The sequence below is a fragment of the Pseudomonas sp. HR96 genome, from assembly GCF_034059295.1.
In the GTDB taxonomy this organism is placed as follows: Bacteria; Pseudomonadota; Gammaproteobacteria; order Pseudomonadales; family Pseudomonadaceae; genus Aquipseudomonas.
In genome coordinates this window covers 5,052,800-5,066,028 of record NZ_CP139141.1, presented here as the reverse complement: position 1 = coordinate 5,066,028, position 13,229 = coordinate 5,052,800, and the positions used below count along the sequence as shown (strand labels likewise).

At 64.0% G+C, this 13,229-nt stretch carries 12 protein-coding genes; 9 read left to right on the top strand and 3 right to left on the bottom strand.

The features are described from left to right. The first annotated feature begins 176 nt into the window (after positions 1 to 176). The 5 genes from SFA35_RS22725 (at position 177) to SFA35_RS22705 (ending at position 6,363) form a co-directional block, all read left to right on the top strand. Positions 177 to 707 carry a (2Fe-2S)-binding protein gene (locus tag SFA35_RS22725; RefSeq protein ID WP_320572917.1) on the top strand — a complete coding sequence of 177 codons (531 nt, stop codon included), beginning with the start codon at positions 177 to 179 and terminating at the stop codon, positions 705 to 707. After that, complete coding sequence (locus tag SFA35_RS22720; RefSeq protein ID WP_320572914.1) at positions 704 to 1,693, top strand: xanthine dehydrogenase family protein subunit M; 990 nt, start codon at positions 704 to 706, stop codon at positions 1,691 to 1,693. Before SFA35_RS22725 ends, SFA35_RS22720 begins: the two co-directional genes overlap by 4 nt. After that, positions 1,690 to 3,879, top strand: a complete 2,190-nt coding sequence (locus SFA35_RS22715) for a xanthine dehydrogenase family protein molybdopterin-binding subunit (RefSeq protein WP_320572912.1) — start codon at positions 1,690 to 1,692, stop codon at positions 3,877 to 3,879. Before SFA35_RS22720 ends, SFA35_RS22715 begins: the two co-directional genes overlap by 4 nt. Positions 3,880 to 4,124: 245 nt before the next feature. Beyond that, positions 4,125 to 5,297, top strand: coding sequence for an MFS transporter (locus SFA35_RS22710; protein WP_320572910.1), 1,173 nt, complete (start codon positions 4,125 to 4,127; stop codon positions 5,295 to 5,297). Positions 5,298 to 5,610: 313 nt separating this feature from the next. Further along, on the top strand, positions 5,611 to 6,363 hold the full coding sequence (locus SFA35_RS22705; protein WP_320572908.1) for a sulfite exporter TauE/SafE family protein: 753 nt from the start codon (positions 5,611 to 5,613) through the stop codon (positions 6,361 to 6,363). A 94-nt stretch (positions 6,364 to 6,457) separates the two neighbouring features. Here SFA35_RS22705 and SFA35_RS22700 read toward each other — a convergent pair whose 3' ends face one another. Then, complete coding sequence (locus SFA35_RS22700) at positions 6,458 to 7,681, bottom strand: MFS transporter (protein WP_320572906.1); 1,224 nt, start codon at positions 7,679 to 7,681, stop codon at positions 6,458 to 6,460. Positions 7,682 to 7,908: 227 nt separating this feature from the next. Here SFA35_RS22700 and SFA35_RS22695 point away from each other — a divergent pair, with 227 nt between their 5' ends. From SFA35_RS22695 to SFA35_RS22685, 3 genes are read left to right on the top strand one after another with little or no spacing between them, the layout of a single operon-like run. Next, a complete protein-coding gene (locus tag SFA35_RS22695; RefSeq protein WP_320572904.1) occupies positions 7,909 to 9,348 on the top strand; it encodes a cytochrome ubiquinol oxidase subunit I in 1,440 nt (479 codons plus the stop codon). A 3-nt stretch (positions 9,349 to 9,351) separates the two neighbouring features. Then, positions 9,352 to 10,359, top strand: a complete 1,008-nt coding sequence (gene cydB, locus SFA35_RS22690) for a cytochrome d ubiquinol oxidase subunit II (protein WP_320572902.1) — start codon at positions 9,352 to 9,354, stop codon at positions 10,357 to 10,359. A gap of 13 nt (positions 10,360 to 10,372) precedes the next feature. Next, the gene (locus SFA35_RS22685) at positions 10,373 to 10,516 is read left to right on the top strand and encodes a DUF2474 domain-containing protein (protein ID WP_320572900.1); all 144 of its coding nucleotides are present in this window, start codon (positions 10,373 to 10,375) and stop codon (positions 10,514 to 10,516) included. Positions 10,517 to 10,627: 111 nt separating this feature from the next. Here SFA35_RS22685 and SFA35_RS22680 read toward each other — a convergent pair whose 3' ends face one another. Further along, the gene (locus SFA35_RS22680) at positions 10,628 to 11,752 is read right to left on the bottom strand and encodes a class I SAM-dependent methyltransferase (protein WP_320572898.1); all 1,125 of its coding nucleotides are present in this window, start codon (positions 11,750 to 11,752) and stop codon (positions 10,628 to 10,630) included. 149 nt (positions 11,753 to 11,901) lie between these two features. On the opposite strand from SFA35_RS22680, the gene SFA35_RS22675 reads away from it, so the two are divergent. Further along, complete coding sequence (locus SFA35_RS22675; RefSeq protein ID WP_320572895.1) at positions 11,902 to 12,678, top strand: ferredoxin--NADP reductase; 777 nt, start codon at positions 11,902 to 11,904, stop codon at positions 12,676 to 12,678. On the opposite strand, the gene mscL is transcribed toward SFA35_RS22675, so the two are convergent. Next, entirely contained in the window at positions 12,669 to 13,106 is a 438-nt protein-coding gene (mscL, locus tag SFA35_RS22670; RefSeq protein WP_320572893.1) for a large-conductance mechanosensitive channel protein MscL, read from the bottom strand. The genes SFA35_RS22675 and mscL overlap by 10 nt on opposite strands. Positions 13,107 to 13,229 lie beyond the last annotated feature (123 nt).

Below are 13,229 nucleotides of genomic sequence, written 5' to 3'. Positions count from 1 at the left end.
CCGAGGTCGGAAAAAAGCCGCGCATCATACCAGCATGCCCGGGTGGGGAGAATCGGTAGTGGCCCCAGGCGGTCATCGAAGCTGAACGATTGTGCCAAATCCGCCGTCGTACACCTCACAGACGCGGACTTTTTCCGATAACCGCGCGATGACCCGGCCCCCCCGTGAGGTACCCCATGAGCGCGACTCCCCAAGGCTACGCCAGCCACTCGATTCACCTGACCCTCAACCACCAGCCGCGCCAGCTCGACGTGCTGCCCTGGACCACCTTGCTCGACCTGCTGCGCGAGCAGCTGGACCTGGTCGGCAGCAAGAAGGGCTGCGACCACGGCCAATGCGGGGCCTGCACCGTGCTGCTCAACGGCAAGCGGGTCAACGCCTGCCTGACCCTGGCGGTGATGTGCGACGGCGCCGACCTGGTGACCATCGAAGGGCTGGCCAGCGAAGAGGCCCTGCATCCGCTGCAGGCCGCCTTCATCAAGCACGACGCCTTTCAATGCGGTTACTGCACGCCCGGGCAGATCTGCTCGGCGGTCGGCCTGATCGCCGAAGGCCGGGCGGGCACGCCTGCCGAGGTGCAGGAGATGATGAGTGGCAACCTGTGCCGTTGCGGTGCCTATGGCAACATTCGCGCGGCCATCGAAGAGGTGCTGCAAAATGACTCGGCGACCCAGGCCGAACCACAGTTCGTCGAGGTGCGCGCATGAATCCTTTTGCCTACAGCAAGCCGGCCGCGATCGACGAGGCCATCCGCCTGGCCGGTCCGCGCAGCCGCTTCATCGCCGGCGGCACCAACCTGCTCGACCTGATGAAAGAGAACCTGACCCGGCCCGAGCAACTGATCGACATCACCGGTCTGCCGCTGCGCGAAGTCAGCGAAACCGCCAGTGGCGGCGTGCTGATCGGCGCCCTGGTGAGCAACGCCGACCTGGCCTGGCACCCGTTGATCGAAGCGCGCTACCCGCTGCTCAGCCAGGCGATCCTGGCCGGCGCCTCGCCGCAGCTGCGCAACATGGCCACTACCGGCGGCAATCTGCTGCAACGTACCCGCTGCTATTACTTCTATGACGCTGCCGTGCCCTGCAACAAGCGCGAGCCTGGCAGCGGCTGCCCGGCCCGGGACGGCCTCAACCGCATCCACGCCATCCTCGGAGCCAGCGCCCAGTGCGTCGCCACTCACCCGTCGGACATGTGCGTCGCCTTGGCGGCCCTGGAAGCGGTGGTGCACGTACAAGGCCGCGCCGGCACCCGCCGCATCGAGTTCGCCGACTTCCATCGCCTGCCTGAAGACGCCCCCGAGCGCGACAACCAGCTGGCCGACGACGAGCTGATCACCGCCATCGAACTGCCGGCGCAGGGTTTCGCCGCTCACAGCCACTACCTGAAGGTGCGTGACCGCGCCTCCTATGCCTTCGCCCTGGTTTCGGTCGCTGCAGCCCTGGAACTCGATGGCCCGGTAATCCGCTCCGCGCGCCTGGTGCTCGGCGGCGTGGCGCACAAGCCCTGGCGCGACCACGGTGTGGAGTTCGACCTGATCGGCCAGGAGGTCAGCCACGAAACCTTCGCCGCCGCTGCCGACGCGCTGTTGCAGGACGCCGAACCCCTGCAGCACAACGCTTTCAAGATCCGCCTGGCGCGCCGCGCGGTGATTCGCGCCCTCAGCCAGGCCGCCCTGGAAGGAGCACGCCCATGACCACTCTTGGCCAACCCATGGACCGCGTCGACGGCCTGCTCAAGGTCACCGGGCAGGCGCGCTACGCCGGCGAATTCCCCGAAGCCGGGCTGCTGCACGGCAGCGTGGTGGGCAGCAACATCGCCCGCGGCCGCATCACCCACATCGACACCAGCGCCGCGCTGGCACTGCCTGGCGTGCTGGCAGTGATCAGCCACCTCAACCGTCCGCATCTGGCCAGCTACGACAAGGCCTATGAAGACATGGACGCCGCCGACGGCAAGCATTTCCGGCCCCTGTACGACGATCAGGTGCGCTACAGCGGCCAGCCGCTGGCATTGGTGGTCGCCGAAAACCTCGAGCTGGCCCGCCATGCCGGCTCGCTGGTGCGGATCGAATACGAGGTGCAGGCCCACGAGACCGACCTGCACGCCTTGCTCGAAAACGCCAAGCCGGCGCCGGCCGAAGTGCCCGAGCCACGCGGCAACTTCGCCGCCGAGCTGGCCGGCTCGACCCTGCACATCGACGCCACCTACAGCACCCCCATCGAGCACCACAACCCAATGGAGCCGCACGCCAGCACGGTGCTCTACCAGGCCGACGGCAAGCTCGTGATCCACGACAAGAATCAGAGCCCGCAGAACTGCCAGGCCTACGTGCAGAAGGTCTTCGACCTCGACAAGGAGCGCGTGCAGATCCTTACTGCTTTCGTCGGCGGCGCCTTCGGCTCCGGCCTGCGACCGCAATACCAGCTGCCGCTGGCGGTGATGGCGGCGCTGCACCTCGAACGTTCGGTACGGGTGACCTTGACCCGCCAGCAGATGTTCACCTTCGGCTACCGGCCACGCACCGTGCAGCGCCTGCAACTGGGCTGCGCCGCCAACGGCCGCCTGCAGGCGATCGGCCACACGGCCACCGCGCAGACCTCGCGCTTCGAGGACTTCACCGAGCACGTGGTGGAATGGAGCGGCATGCTCTACCACTGCGACCACGTGCAGCTGACCTACAACCTGGTGCCGCTGGACGTCTTCACCCCGCTGGACATGCGCGCCCCCGGCGCCGCCTTGGGGGTGATCGGCCTTGAGTGCGCCATGGACGAGCTGGCCTGCGCCGTGGCCATCGACCCGGTGCAGCTGCGCATCCTCAACTACTCGGACCGCAACCAGAACGAAGACAAGCCCTATTCCAGCAAGGAGCTGCTGGCCTGCTACAGCCAGGGCAGCGAGCGCTTCGGCTGGCACAACCGCAACCCCGAGCCGCGCAGCATGCGCCGCGACAGCCAGCTGATCGGCTGGGGCATGGCCGGCGGCGTGTGGGACGCCATGCAGATGAAGGCCAGCGCCAAGGCCAGCCTCGACCGTAACGGCCACCTGACCGTGAGCAGCGCCACCACCGACATCGGTACCGGCACTTATACGGTCATGACCCAAATTGCCGCCGAGTCAGCGGGGGTGCGAGCGGCTGACGTCACCTTCATGTTGGGCGACTCGTCGCTGCCTACGGCACCGCTGCAGGGCGGCTCCTTCACCGTGTCGTCGGTCGGCACCGCCGTGCAGCAAGCCTGCCAGGCATTGCAGGCACGGCTGGTGGACATCGCCAACCAGGTCGCGCCGTCGTTTGCCGGTGCCACCATCGACCAGGTCACCTTCGCCGACGGCGAGCTGCGCTGGAACGACCAGCGCCTGGCCCTCGGCGAGCTGGTAGCCATGGCCGGCGAAGAGGCCGTGGCCGTGCAGGTCGACGCCGAACCCGACAAGAAGCGCGAGGCCTACAGCACCGCGACCCACTCGGCGGTGTTCGTCGAAGTGGAAGTGGACGAGGACCTGGGCAGCGTGCGCGTGACCCGCGTGGTCAGCGCCATCGCCGCCGGCCGCGTGGTCAACCCGAAGATGGCCCGCAGCCAGATCCTCGGCGGCGTGGTCTGGGGCATCGGCATGGCCCTGCACGAAGAGACCCAGATCGACCACAACCTGGGCCGCTACATGAACCACAGCCTGGCCGAGTACCACATCCCGGTGAACGCCGACATTGGCGACATCGAAGTGGTGTTCGTCGAGGAAAACGACGAAATCGTCAACGCGCTGGGTTCCAAGGGGGTCGGCGAGATCGGCATCGTCGGAGTTGCGGCGGCCGTGGCCAACGCCATCTATCACGCTACCGGCAAGCGGGTGCGTGAGTTTCCGATTACCTTGGACAAGTTGCTTTAAGCCAAACCGGCCTGCGGCCTCTCGGGGTTTCACCCCTCCCACGTTTGTGATGTGTTGCAGATGTGCGGGGGTGAAGCCTTTCGAGGCCGTGAGGCCGGTTTGGCCCCAGGTGCACCTTTTTAGCCAAACGCCTGTATGAAAAAATTCCTACAGGATATTCAGCTGGATCCTACAGCGCCGTCCTTGCTTAGCTGAGAGCCATCCGCCTAAATCGATGACCTCTCGCAAGCAAGACGGACTGGCTCATGGAGGCAATACGCTCAGCAACATCTACGGCCGTTCATGCGCTGCTGCTGCTGACGCTTATCGTTCTGCTCGGCGTATTTCCACTGGATGTGATCCTTCCATCATTCCCGACCTTGGCCGCTTACTTCGGTAGTACTCCGGCTGACATCTCGCTGTCGGTCAGCCTGTTTGCCATCGGTATCGCCCTATCCCAATTAATCGTAGGCCCGCTGTCCGATGCCCTTGGGCGCAAACGTCTGCTGCTTGGCGGCCTGGTGCTTTCGGTAGTCGGCGCCATGGGCTGCCTGGCCAGCAGCACTCTGCCTTCCTTTCTTCTGTTTCGGATCATGCAGGCGGTAGGCTGCGGCTGCTTTGTCCTGGGCCACGCCTTGGTGCAGGACCTGTTCACTCGGCATTCGCAGACCCGCGTGAGGATATTTCTAACCAGTGCTGGTGGCGTATTCATTGCCACATCTCCCTTGTTTGGGACATGGCTGCAGATAGCATTCGACTGGCCGGGCAGCTTCTACGCGTTTGTTGCGCTGGCGGCCATTGTGATTGGCCACGCCATGCTGTTCCTCAAGCCCGATCAGCCCAGCACATCCGTGACCGAGGCTTTCCGCGCCTTTCCCGTCGTCTGTACCGACAAGCGCTTTATGGCTTATGCCGCCATTGCCGCAATCGCCTTTACCTGCCATTTCGCCTTCATCGTCGTTTCACCGCTGTTGTTCATGGCGCGGATGGGTCTGGGCCAACTCGAATTTTCCTTGATCCTGCTTACTTACGGGTTCGCTTATACGGCAGGTGGGCTATGTGCGACCTGGTTGCATCAGCGAGTCGGCCAGGGCCGGCAGATAGCAGCCGGTTTGCTGCTGATCGGCATAGCCGGGGTGGTGCTTATGGGAGGGTTGCGGGTATGGGGCTTGTCAGTGCCAGGCGTCTTGGTGCCGATGATCATCTGCACGGCAGGTACTACCATCATTCGACCGGCAGCCTTCACCCTTGCTATGTCTCGCTTTCCACGCAACGCGGGCGCCGCGGCAGCTGTGGCTAGCACCTTGATGTTCATGCTCGGTGGAACAATCAGCGGGGGCATCGCCGCATCGGGATTGGCATTGGAGCGCAACCTGGCGTGCGGCTTTATCACCCTCAGCCTTTTTGCTGGCGTTTTACAGTGGTTCGCGAAAAGATAGCCATCGCCAGCTGGGCATGGCCCTGAGCAGCTCAACGGACCTGTCGGCCTCGCCCAAAATGGGAGGGGAGCAGCGCCGAGAAGCCACTAGCCGGCGTTGTTCCCGATGTAGGCGGCGAAGCTGGCAAGATCGGCGTGGGATGCTGAGGTATCAATCAACAGGACAGGACAGGATTGGCGCTGGGGGAATTGGGCAAAGGGGTGAAACGAGTTGCTTCGTTCCTGCTTGTGTTGCGCTGCGGTTTTCCTTTGCATTTGCGGCAAATCGCTGAAAGATAACCCTCGCCCCCCATAAAAAGAAAGGACTCGCCTCAGTGACCGACGCCATCGCCCTGGCTCCCTCTGCCTACCTGATCATTTTCCTGACCCTCTCCTGCGCCTACGTCATCTTCGGCATCGCCGGCTTTGGCAGTGCGCTGCTGGCCAGTCCGGTGCTGGCCCTGTACCTGCCGGTGACCAAGATCGTGCCGTTGCTGGCCCTGATCGACATGTGCGCGGCGTTCTTCAATGTTCGCCGCGATGCGCGCAAGGCCGATTGGCCGGAGCTGCGACGCCTGGTGCCACTGATGGTCGTCGGCAGCCTGGTTGGGGCGGCCATTTTGCTGACCACCCGACCGGTGCTGCTGGAACTGGCGCTCGGGGTGTTCGCTGTCGGTTATGCGCTGTATTCGCTGATCGGGAAAAAACCGCAACGGCATTTCCAGCCGCTGGCGGTGCTGCCCTTCGGCCTCATTGGCGGGGTATTCAGCGCCCTGTTCGGCAGCGGCGGGTTCGTCTATGTGATCTACCTGGCCGGGCGGCTGGGCGACAAGAACGCCATTCGCATCACCCAAAGCACCTTGATCGGCCTGAGCACCATGACCCGGGTGATCATCTTCGCCCTGGCCGGGGTGTACCTGGACACCAGTCTGCTGTGGCTGGCCCTGGTGCTGGCGCCGGGGATGCTGGTCGGTGTGACAGTGGGGCGGCGGATGACCTTGAAGATGTCGCGCGAGCAATTCCTGCGGCTCATCAACTGCGTGGTGCTGGCTTCAGGGGTGGCGCTGATCGTGCGGTATTTCTTCTGACGCGTCGCCAAGCCAGCCTGGCGGCCTCTGGCGGGCACCGTTAAAAATGTGGGAGGGGCGCAGCCCCGAGAGGCCGCCAGGCCGGTTTCAGCCTTCAGGGCTTGGCGTGCATGTAATCGCGCTTGGCCAGGCTCGGGAAGAGCTTCACCCATACCCCGGTCACCATCAGCGTGCCGACCCCGCCCAGCACCACCGCCGGCACCGTGCCGAACCAGTGGGCGGTCAGGCCCGACTCGAATTCGCCGAGCTGGTTCGAGGCGCCGATGAACAGGCCGTTCACCGCACTGACCCGGCCACGCATCTCGTCGGGGGTTTCCAGCTGCACGAAGGCGCCACGGATGACCATGCTGATCATGTCTGCCGCGCCCAGTACCGCCAGCACCGCCAGCGAGAACCAGAACGAGGTGGACAGCCCGAAGGCGATGGTCGCCACGCCGAACACGCCGACCCCGGTGAACATCACCAGGCCGACCTTGCGCTCGATCGGAAAGCGCGCCAGCCAGAACGACGTCAGCAGCGCGCCCACCGCCGGTGCCGAGCGCAGCAGGCCGAGGCCCCAGGGGCCGGTCAGCAGGATGTCGCGGGCGAACACCGGCAACAGCGCGGTGGCACCGCCCAGCAGCACGGCGAACAGGTCCAGCGAGATGGCGCCGAGGATGTCCGGGCGGCTGCGGATGAAGTGGATGCCGGCCAGCAGCGACTGCAGGGTGGCACGGCCCTTGGCCAGCGGGGTTTGCCGGGCAGGCAGGCTGAGCATCAGCGACAGCGCGACTATATAGAGCAGCACGCTGGGGCCGTAGACCCAGACGCTGCCGAAGGCATACAGAAAGCCGCCCAAAGCCGGCGCGACGATGGTCGCCGACTGCATGGCCGAGGCCGAGGCGGCGACCGCTCGGGGGAACAGTGCGGTGGGCACGATGTTGGGCAGCAGCGCCTGGGTGGTGGGCATTTCGAAGGCCCGCGAGCTGCCCAGCAGGAAGGCGCAGATGAAGATCATTTCACGACTGACGCTGTCGGTGCTGCTGGCGATGAACAGGGCCAGGGCCACCAGGCCCTGCGCGCACTGGCAGATGGCGGCGACTTTGCGCCGGTCGTAGCGGTCGGCGACATGCCCGGTATGCAGCATGAACAGCAGCCGCGGGGCGAACTCCACCAGGCCCACCAGGCCCAGGTCGAGCACGCTGCCGGTGAGCTGGTAAAGATGCCAGCCAATGGCCACGGTGAGCATCTGGAAGGCGCTTGCGGTGCTGACACGGGCCAGCCAGAACGCCAGGAAAGGACGGTGACGACGCAACAACAACGGGGCTTCGCTGGACATGAACGACAGGCTGCCTTGGCGCAAACAGGGAGGCGGCGAGAGTAGCATTTGTTTGTAACAGATGGTTGCAAGAAGAAACGTATCAGCCAAATTGCAAGTAGGTGAGGCAACAGGTCGCGCGGCACTAGACCACACAGGTGCGCGCGCCCACAGCAGCTACTCTTCTACCGTTGATTGATCCATGTCAAAACCGGTGCCGTGCCGGTTTGCCTGATAGAGGGAACCCCATGTTCGGTTTAGAGGCTTTAGATCTCGCCCGAATGCAGTTCGCATTTACTGTCTCGTTTCACATCCTGTTTCCTGCCATTACCATCGGCCTGGCCAGTTTCCTGGCAGTGCTCGAGGGCCTCTGGCTTAAGACAAAAGACGACACATACCGCGATCTGTACCACTTCTGGTCGAAAATTTTCGCCGTCAACTTCGGCATGGGTGTGGTCTCCGGGCTGGTCATGGCCTACGAGTTCGGCACCAACTGGAGCCGCTTCTCGGACTTCGCCGGTGCTGTCACCGGGCCGCTGCTGACCTACGAAGTGCTGACCGCGTTTTTCCTCGAGGCCGGTTTCCTCGGCGTCATGTTGTTCGGCTGGCATCGTGTGGGCCGTGGCCTGCACTTCTTTGCCACCGTGATGGTCGCCATCGGTACGCTGATTTCGACCTTCTGGATCCTCGCTTCCAACAGCTGGATGCAGACTCCGCAAGGCCACGCCATTGTCGATGGTCGTGTGGTACCGGTGGACTGGCTCGCCGTCATCTTCAACCCCTCGTTTCCGTTCCGCCTGGCGCACATGTCGATCGCCGCGTTCGTCGCAACAGCCTTCTTCGTCGGCGCCTCGGCGGCCTGGCACCTGCTGCGTGGGCGTGACAATCCGGCCATTCGTCGGATGCTGTCGATGGCCATGTGGATGGCGCTGATCGTTGCGCCAATCCAAGCGGTGGTCGGCGATGCACACGGTCTGAATACACTTGAGCACCAGCCGGCGAAAATCGCCGCCATCGAAGGTCACTGGGAAAACGTCGGCAACGAGCCGACTCCGCTGATCCTGTTCGGCATCCCCGACATGAAGGCCGAGAAAACCCGTTTCGCCGTGGAAATTCCGTACCTGGGCAGCCTCATCCTGACCCACAGCCTGGATAGGCAGATCCCGGCGCTCAAGTCATTCCCACCTGAAGACCGCCCCAACTCGACCATCATCTTCTGGTCCTTCCGGATCATGGCGGGCCTGGGCATGCTGATGATTCTGGTCGGCCTGTGGAGCCTGGTGCTGCGCAAGCGCGGCAGCCTCTACACCTGCCGTCCGTTCCTGTACCTGGCCCTGTGGATGGGCCCGTCGGGCCTGATCGCCCTGCTGGCCGGCTGGTTCACCACCGAGATTGGCCGCCAGCCGTGGGTCGTCTACGGCCTGCTGCGTACCGCCGACGCTTCCTCGAACCACAGCGTGACGCAGATGAGCATCACACTGGTGCTGTTCGTGGTGGTCTACTTCGCGCTGTTCGGCACCGGCTTCGGCTACATGATGCGCCTGGTGCGCAAAGGTCCGAAGACCCACGAAGGCGATGCACCGATCCAGGGTGGTCCGGGTACCCAGCGCACCCAGGCGCGGCCATTGTCGGCTGCCCACGAGGGCGACGACGACCTCAATTCCGCCAGCCTGACCAAGGAGCACTGAGTCATGGGTATCGATCTTCCGCTGATCTGGGCCATGATCATCATCTTCGGCGTCATGATGTACGTGATCATGGACGGCTTCGACCTGGGGATTGGCATCCTCTTCCCCTTCATCAAGGGCAGCAAAGACCGCGACGTGATGATGAACACCGTCGCGCCGGTGTGGGACGGCAACGAAACCTGGCTGATCCTCGGCGGTGCCGGCCTGTTCGGCGCCTTCCCGCTGGCCTACTCGGTGGTGCTGTCGGCGCTGTATCTGCCGCTGATCTTCATGCTGTTCGGGCTGATCTTCCGTGGCGTGGCGTTCGAGTTCCGCTTCAAGGCCACCGAAGAGAAGCAGCACATCTGGGACAAGGCCTTCATCGGCGGTTCGCTGGTGGCGACTTTCTTCCAGGGCGTGGCACTGGGCGCATTCATCTCCGGCATCCCGGTGGTCAACCGCCAGTACGCCGGGGGTGGCCTGGATTGGTTGACCCCGTTCAACCTGTTCTGCGGCCTGGCCCTGATCGTGGCCTACGCCTTGCTCGGTTGCACCTGGCTGATCATGAAAACCCAGGGCCCGCTGCAAAAGGCCATGCATGACCTGGCGCGCCCGCTGACCCTGGGCCTGCTGGCCGTGACCGGTATCGTCAGCATCTGGACGCCGTTGACCCACGCCGACATCGCTCACCGCTGGTTCACCCTGCCCAATCTGTTCTGGTTCCTGCCGGTCCCCGTGCTGGTGCTGGTGACCGTGTGGGGCCTGTTCAAGGCCGTGGCACGCAACGCTGAATACGCGCCGTTCCTGCTGACCCTGGTGCTGGTGTTCCTCGGCTACAGCGGCCTGGGCATCAGCCTGTGGCCGAACATCATCCCGCCATCGATCTCGATCTGGGATGCCGCTTCGCCGCCGCAAAGCCAGGGCTTCATCCTGGTGGGGACCTTGTTCATCATCCCGTGCATCCTGATGTACACCTTCTGGAGCTACTACGTGTTCCGCGGCAAGGTGACAGCTGAAGACGGGTACCACTAGGATGAAAACAGCCATGGATACAGAAGAGCGCAAGACGCCGCTGTGGAAGCGGCTGGGCTGGCTGGTGATGATCTATGTGGGCAGCGTAGTGGCGCTTGGCGTGGTCGCCATGCTGTTGCGGCTGTTCATGAGTGCGGCGGGAATGAAGTCGCACTGATGGATTGAGCGAACCAGCCTTGCGGCCTCTCGGGGCGTTGCCCCTCCCACATCCAACGCGCACCGCGTTCGACGCAGGAGGGGGCAAAGCCCCCCGAGTTCCCGATCCTGCCTACTTGCGTGCCTTGAGCACGACGAACTTCGGCGTTGCCGCCACTTGCTCGACCGCCCGGAACAACCGCGCCAGCTTGCTGTGATAGCCCAAGTGGCGGTTGCCGACGATGTAGAGCGCGCCTCCCACGACCAGCGCCTCGCGCGCCTGCTGAAACATCCGCCAGGCGAGAAAATCGCCGACCACCTGTTGCTGGTGAAACGGCGGATTGCACAGCACCACGTCCAACGACTGCGGCGCCTGCCCGGCCAGGCCATCATCGGCGCGCAGGGTCACCGCGCGCTCGCCCAGCGCCGCTCGCCAGTTCTCGCCCGCCGACTGCACGGCCATGAACGACTCGTCCACCAGCGTGTACTGCGCGTCCGGGTTGGCGAGGGCGCTGACGATGCCCAGCACGCCGTTGCCGCAGCCCAGGTCCGCCACCCGCGCGCTGCCCAGGTTGCCCGGCAGGTGCGGCAGGAAGGCCCGCGTGCCGATGTCCAGGCCTTCGCGGCAGAACACGTTGGCGTGGTTGACCAGCTCCAGCGGCGGCTGCTCCAGGCGATAGCGAGTAGGGTAGGGCGATACCGCCGCCGGGCGGTCCTGCGCGCTGGCAATCAGCAGCCGCGCCTTCTTCACCGCCAGCGAGGCCTGCATCGGCCCGACATGGCGCGCCAGCAGGTCACCCGCCGCATGGGGCAGATGCTTGACCATCCCGGCCGCGACCACCTGCGCCCCCGGCGCCAGATGGCCGTGCAGACGAATCAGCTGCTCTTCGAGCAGGGCCAGGGTCTTGGGCACGCGGATCAGCACCCGGTCGAACAGTCCCTGCCACGGCTCGCTCGCCGGCAATAGGCGCAGGGCATCGAACGGCAGGCCGTTGCGCGCCAGGTTTTTCTCCAGCCCGAGGCTGCCCAGGTACGAGTCGCCACTGCTGACCACTGCCACCTTGCCGAACAGGCTGATGGCCAAGGCGCCGAAACTGTCGTTCAACACCAGAACCCGCGCACTCGCCGGCAGATTCTGCTGGCTCAGGTAGGCGAGCAGGTACTCGTCGGCGGCATCGAACGCCTGCAGCGGCTCGTTGGGCTGGTCGGGCTGGCGAATGAGATCAAGCTGGGCGTAGGCGGAGTTCAGCTGCGGCATGGCGGTTCGGGCAACGAGAGCGACGCGGGGGTCTGGACGCCGGATTCTACGGGGTTTCGCCCGGTTTTGCAGGGCAGCCCTACAAACCACCGGTGTTAGTGCGCTGCGGTTTGCGGGACACTGTAGCCATTCACTCAAGGAAAGCGCCCATGACCGATAGCGCCGACAAGTTCACCCGCCAGACCCTGCTGCAGGTACAACCCCTGACCCCCAGCCTGTTCACCCTGCGCACCACCCGCGACGCCGGGTTTCGCTTCGTGGCCGGGCAGTTCGCCCGACTGGGGGTGACCAAGCCGGATGGCACGATCGCCTGGCGCGCCTATTCCATGGTGTCGTCGCCGCATGACGAGTTCCTCGAGTTCCTGTCCATCGTGGTGCCGGGTGGTGAGTTCACCAGCGAGTTGAGCCGGTTGCGCGAGGGCGACACGTTGCTGGTGGAGAAACAGGCCTTTGGCTATCTGACCCTGGACCGTTTTGTCGACGGGCGTGACCTGTGGTTGCTGTCCACCGGCACCGGGGTGGCGCCGTTCCTGTCGATCCTGCAGGACTTCGAGGTCTGGGAGAAATTCGAGCGAATCCTGCTGGTGTACAGCGCTCGGGAAGGCCGCGAGTTGGCGTATCAGGAATTGATAGCGGGCCTGGAACAGCGGGAATATCTGGCCGAATATGCCGGCAAGCTGCAGTTCATCGCCACCGTCACCCGCGAGCAGGCGCCAGGAGCGTTGCACGGGCGCATTACCGATCTTATCGCCAATGGCACGCTGGAGCGCACCGCCGGGGTGGCGCTGACGCCGGAGCATTCACGGGTGATGATCTGCGGCAACCCGCAGATGATCGATGACACCCGAGCGCTGCTCAAGGCGCGCGACCTGCGCCTGAGCCTGAGTCGCCGGCCAGGGCAGGTGGCGGTGGAAAATTACTGGTAAGGCGCGGTGGTCACCGGCGCTTCGGGCGCTTTGTTGTTCTGTTCCTTGAGCAAGTCGCGAATCTCGCTGAGCAGAACTTCTTCTTTGCTCGGCGCTGGCGGCTTGGCTTCTTCGTGATGACGCAGGCGATTGATTGCCTTGACGCCCATGAAGATGGCGAAGGCCACGATGAGGAAGTCGATAACCGTCTGGATGAACTTGCCGTAAGCCAGAATCACCGCAGGGGTAGTTCCTTCAGCGGGTTTCAAAGTGACCGCAAGATCGCTGAAATCCACCCCGCCGATCAGCAAACCCAAGGGCGGCATGACCACGTCGCCTACTAAGGATGAAACTATTTTGCCAAACGCCGCGCCGATGATAATACCGACTGCCATGTCGACGACGTTGCCTTTAAGGGCGAAGGCCTTGAACTCGCTGATTATGCTCATGGGTATTTCCTCAGATTGAAAGTGAATCCGTACAAGTAGCGAGCAGCAGGGCCCGAAACTTCAGTGCGTGTGCAAATGACCGATGCAGCGTCGATTAGTTTTGCCGGAAATGAGCTTAGTTGG

Bases quoted from the DNA above. Each gene is read 5' to 3' on its own strand.
- SFA35_RS22725 (WP_320572917.1), top strand. From the start codon at position 177: ATGAGCGCGACTCCCCAAGGCTACGCCAGCCACTCGATTCACCTGACC.
- SFA35_RS22720 (WP_320572914.1), top strand. From the start codon at position 704: ATGAATCCTTTTGCCTACAGCAAGCCGGCCGCGATCGACGAGGCCATC.
- SFA35_RS22715 (WP_320572912.1), top strand. From the start codon at position 1,690: ATGACCACTCTTGGCCAACCCATGGACCGCGTCGACGGCCTGCTCAAG.
- SFA35_RS22710 (WP_320572910.1), top strand. From the start codon at position 4,125: ATGGAGGCAATACGCTCAGCAACATCTACGGCCGTTCATGCGCTGCTG.
- SFA35_RS22700 (WP_320572906.1), bottom strand. From the start codon at position 7,681: ATGTCCAGCGAAGCCCCGTTGTTGTTGCGTCGTCACCGTCCTTTCCTG.
- SFA35_RS22695 (WP_320572904.1), top strand. From the start codon at position 7,909: ATGTTCGGTTTAGAGGCTTTAGATCTCGCCCGAATGCAGTTCGCATTT.
- cydB (WP_320572902.1), top strand. From the start codon at position 9,352: ATGGGTATCGATCTTCCGCTGATCTGGGCCATGATCATCATCTTCGGC.
- SFA35_RS22685 (WP_320572900.1), top strand. From the start codon at position 10,373: ATGGATACAGAAGAGCGCAAGACGCCGCTGTGGAAGCGGCTGGGCTGG.
- SFA35_RS22680 (WP_320572898.1), bottom strand. From the start codon at position 11,752: ATGCCGCAGCTGAACTCCGCCTACGCCCAGCTTGATCTCATTCGCCAG.
- SFA35_RS22675 (WP_320572895.1), top strand. From the start codon at position 11,902: ATGACCGATAGCGCCGACAAGTTCACCCGCCAGACCCTGCTGCAGGTA.
- mscL (WP_320572893.1), bottom strand. From the start codon at position 13,106: ATGAGCATAATCAGCGAGTTCAAGGCCTTCGCCCTTAAAGGCAACGTC.